Origin of the sequence: Shigella sp. FC1967 (assembly GCF_001743005.1) — a bacterium.
Taxonomy (GTDB): Bacteria; Pseudomonadota; Gammaproteobacteria; order Enterobacterales; family Enterobacteriaceae; genus Proteus.
Genome location: NZ_MIIZ01000703.1, coordinates 1 through 4482, shown reverse-complemented (window position 1 = coordinate 4482; position 4482 = coordinate 1). Strand labels below are relative to the sequence as shown.

At 50.4% G+C, this 4482-nt stretch carries 5 protein-coding genes; all 5 read right to left on the bottom strand.

What is annotated here, in order from left to right:
• Positions 1-113: 113 nt before the first annotated feature.
• On the bottom strand, positions 114-317 hold the full coding sequence (locus tag BHE89_RS10405; protein ID WP_000050848.1) for a hypothetical protein: 204 nt from the start codon (positions 315-317) through the stop codon (positions 114-116).
• 201 nt (positions 318-518) lie between these two features.
• Positions 519-2969 carry an adenine nucleotide alpha hydrolase family protein gene (locus BHE89_RS10400; protein WP_069369985.1) on the bottom strand — a complete coding sequence of 817 codons (2451 nt, stop codon included), beginning with the start codon at positions 2967-2969 and terminating at the stop codon, positions 519-521.
• An 87-nt stretch (positions 2970-3056) separates the two neighbouring features.
• A complete protein-coding gene (locus tag BHE89_RS10395; protein ID WP_024126935.1) occupies positions 3057-3443 on the bottom strand; it encodes a hypothetical protein in 387 nt (128 codons plus the stop codon).
• Between the two features lie 103 nt (positions 3444-3546).
• Positions 3547-3840: a hypothetical protein gene (locus BHE89_RS10390; RefSeq protein ID WP_021293658.1), complete on the bottom strand. Its 294-nt coding sequence runs from the start codon at positions 3838-3840 to the stop codon at positions 3547-3549.
• A 234-nt stretch (positions 3841-4074) separates the two neighbouring features.
• Positions 4075-4482 (bottom strand): hypothetical protein (locus BHE89_RS10385; protein ID WP_128860454.1); only part of this gene is annotated, 408 nt, incomplete at its 5' end.

The following is a 4482-nucleotide window of genomic DNA, read 5'->3' as shown; positions in this document are numbered from 1 at the left end:
GCGCAAGGCCAGAGCTAGAAAGCCGAAATTTGAATTAGACATAGTGCCTCCAAAATTGGTTGGAGGTACACCAAAGCCGACCGGGCCTTGGTGTACCCGGTTGGGTTACTTAGTTATCTCGGGTCAAGCTGCTTAGCTATAGCGAGTAAAAACGGATGGAATGGATGATCTTGCGGGACACCCCCAACAAGCTCACGGGCTAAACCGACTGAGTTTGTAGCCAACACCTCTTTGACGGCCAGAATGATTTCATTGTCGATTTCATCCTGAGTCTTTCGCTGTTGGTCCACCAGCCGACTTAACTTGTCTAGGCTCATGCTTCTCTCCTTTGTTTGTGGGAGAGAACCCAGGAGGGGTTGCCTCCCGAGGGGTTAGGTTATTGCTGTTTTGGGCCAGCTACCGTTATAGCCAGCAAGCGCTGACAATGAGCAAAGAGTATGACAGCCACCTGAAAGGGTAAAACGCTGTAATTGCCCTTTTGGGGTGCAAAAGAAAAAGCCCTCCCGAAGGAGGGCCTTTTATGCGGCCAAGGACAAGCCTTGCTGTCCTCTTTGCAACTCTGTGTCGTCGCGGCGATGTAAGCGTTGAACCGCCTTGATCATCGTTCTGACATGTCGCTCCAAAGAGGCTGGATGGCGTTTTGACAGTAGGTTGATCCAGTCAAGATAGATAGCAAGCGCGGAACCTTCGGTTAGGGCTGCCTGTATCGCCTCATACTGCCCTACGGCACCCTGAACCACATCATTCACCCACAGGGCGTCAGTATTGTCCAAGAGCTCGCAGAGGGCCGTATAAGCCTTCCTTCTGGTCGCGGCCATGTAACGACGAATGTTGGCGTTTCCGCTCCCCTCTCGCCCTTCCATGACGCTCATACAGAATGCGCTGGAGTAACAAAGCATCGCGTCAGTCACGTAGTTAAACCATCGCTCCTGATGCCGTTTCTGTTCTTCCATTGCTTCCTGGTTAAGTTGCTTCTCGATGAACAACCCCGTCGGAGTACGGTGGTGCAGATGGTACTTGAACGTTAAGTGCAAGTTGACCCACCAGCGTACCGTTGCCAGTCTTCCCTTAATTTTTCGCTTCACCAGATCTTTGTATTTAGCATCGCTAAGCACTTTGACATCCTTGCGCTGTTGGATTCCTTCCATCGTCTGTAGCCCTGTAAGGCCCATCTGTTGGTAGGTTTGACCTCTTTGCATCATACGGTGATACAAAGCGCCTTTTCCTTTCGCAAGCTGGATAGCTCCGAACCGAAGGTAGAACTGCGCTGCACTACCGGGCGTATAATGTCCCTTTAGTACAGACTCCCTTAGTCTCGGGTATTCGTTCCAGATGATGAACGCAGCGGAGTCGGGATCGACTTTCACCTCATCATCTTCTGCGAAGCAAACCACCCTTCTCTTTCCGTCTGCGGTATTGATCACTTTCGCTGCCAACGGGTCATCCCCGCCGTCAAAGTAAGCCATTTCCGCTAACGGGTCGGCCAAGCCATCAGAAAGCGAACCATCGCCCCAGCGACCAACCTTCAACCACAATGGCTTCGGAATTGGTGACTGAGGAACGGTTTCACACTGCGGCTCGTCTTCCAGCAAGTCCAGATCACCCATCGACCAAACCCTGTGGTAAATCTCCAGGGCATGGAAAGGCTTATCATTGAAATGATGGAAGGCCCACATGAAGTCGATATGGACTAAAGCCTCTTCCGATATTATCCGGAATTGTGGCTCTGCCATTCGACGGTTCCAGTCGTTATCCTCTGCTTGCCCAGTAGCCAGCTTGTATGCCAGCTCATCAGCTCTCTTTTGCTCCATGTAGTCCATGCTGCAACAGACATGAAGTAATCGTTCGAGGAAAACAGGACTGTAAACGTCCGGCTGTATTTTGATGTATCCACCCTCGTAAATCGTTCGACCTACGGGATGGCGGTCTTCCCATGCGTACCGGCGCTTAGCCAAGTAGCGCTGGATACGGTTCAGCCCTGCCATGTAGCCATGCCTTTCAGGGTCCGTGGCAAGCAATGTCTCCATTGACTTATCCAACCCAACAGCCTGGCAAGCCCAGCAACCGAAGCGAGCGCCACAGGCGTCACTGGCCTTTTTCTCTGTTGCCGACCACACGCACTCTCCTGTTGCCGCCTTGTAGAGCTCTGCCGTAGTGACATTGCTCTCCAAGTAACTTGGCAGAGGATATGCTGAGCCCATGCCAGCGGATAGCAAGAACTCCCAGACATCACTCGCCAACCAGTTTTTCACTACATACAGCTCACCCCCATCCTTCGTCTTAATGACGCGATCTGAGCTTCCTCGCTGTTTTGCAATGTTGGCTGCACGAATTGTGCTTTCAGCATCACGACTACCCAACAAAAGGCAGACTTTCTGCCGAACCTCCCTGGGAAGGTCCCGCATATAAGCGGCCTTAGCTCTCTTAGCAGAAGTGATCTTCAGCTCATTCGAGCATTGTCTCGCACTATTGCTAAACGTAGGCAACCCCCTCCCCGTAAGGATTCGGCCCGTCCAACTCTGCGTGATCCCCGGCTTTGCCAAAACGATGGTCAGAGGAAGATTTTCCTTCGCAATGAAACGCTCCAGCTCGGCCAGTTTCTGATCCGCCAGCCATCTTACTTCTGGGCTTTCGATCAGTGTGTCAGTGTGCAAGATGAAGTGGTGTTGGCTGATGGTCGCCCCACTCCTGACAGCCCGGATCAGGGCCATCAGGAACAGATGCAAGACCGTTTCAGAATCTTTACCACTGGAATAGCCGATCATCATGGTCCATCCATCAATTAAGGCCGTGTGAATGGCCTCAACCGATGACGTGATCAACGATGACAGACTGGTTCCTCTACTGGCATCAACGAAGTTCAAATCCTCGTTATCAGTCAGTTCTGACCAAACAGAATCCCACTTATCCCCGCGCAAAAGCACAGGGAGGGGTTGTTCTGATAGATCAAAGTTTAATGCTTGTTGCATAGGGCCTCCTGGATTAGCAGGGTGCCCATCCCTTCCGGGAAAGCACCCCGGTAGGGTTAAAATTGAATCCTGGCTATCAGACCTGAACTAGCTGCTACTCGACATCTGGTTGTCTTCGTATTGCTGCTTGGCCTGTTTCACCAGATCAATGTCACCGTCTTGCAGCTTTTGAATATCAAGCTGTAGACGAGCCTTGTGTTTCAACAGTTCAGCGACCGCATTATCAATGTGATCAATGAGCGATTGGTTTTTTTGGATGGCGTAACTGTTGAGTTCATCGAGCAGGGGCCATGCAACACTCGAATGAGTATTCAGCAATGGGTACTCTGCTTCGATTTCACAAACCACACCGTTTGCTCCTTCTCGGTAATGAGGGAACCCGACACGAAGACCGATACGACGGTCCAGCGCTGCATTCACAGTACATTCCAAAGAAGTTCGGTTTGAAAAAACATCGTTGACGTTTTTAGACATGCTATATCTCCATTCAGTTTATGACGGAGACCCCCTAACAGGAGGTGCTCCCGTCAGGGTTGATATTTTGGTAGCCCGTCATCGCGCTTGAGCGACTAAGGTTCTAATTGATTGACATGCCGACTTGTAATTCACCTTTATACTCCTTGGGAAGATCTGCAAGTTCCCACGTCATACAAGGTGTTGATACCAAGGTGGTGATCAGACAAACACCGTCACGAACGATGTAATTGTAAACTCCCCACTCTGCATACTCAGGTTCCCCTTCTTTTGATAAGGCCCATTCGTTACCGAACTGGTCTTCACATAGGTAGACATCGAATTCTGAGTCATGCTCATCAGCTTTTTTAACAACCGAAAGTTTGTGAACGGTTGCTACTTTATCGAAATTTAACATATCTATATCTCCATAAATTAGTTGGAGATAGCCCCCTACCGGAGAGCTATCCCCCAGCAGGGTTAATAATTTGCTGTTTGTTTTTGGCAGCCAGCTACCGCACTTGAGCGCCTAAGGCACTTTCCGAAGCATCCTGGGAGACCGAGATGCTTGGGAAAGCGCGGGGTTTCCCCCTGCGCTGATTCCCCTTTTAAGGGGCCGGTACGCCGATTTCTCGGCGCACTCAGGTTGAAGCTACACAGTCAAGAACCAACGTTTCATGGGGACGGTGATGTCTATCATCCCGTTTCCACATGGATTCTGGCCCCAGAATCTGTAGGTCGTCTCATAGAAGTCAAACTCAGACAAGGACTGAATCTGCGCTTCTGAGATCGGCTCAAATGGTCCACCGCAACCGATGTGCATATTGAGCCCATAATCTCGAAGCTCTAACTCTCCGAGGTTTAGCGTTTTCCCACCAACACAAGCAATCAGGTTCTCGTTTCTGACGTCTCCTTCTTTGAACAGCAAAGCAGACTCGTCGTAGCTCCCATATTGGTAGGTAAACTTCACAATATGCCCGTGCTTCGGTGAGGTTTGTTCCGACAACTCTTTCAGCAACCGCTTTACGCTTTGAAATCTCGCGTACAGAGCTGGCGTAAA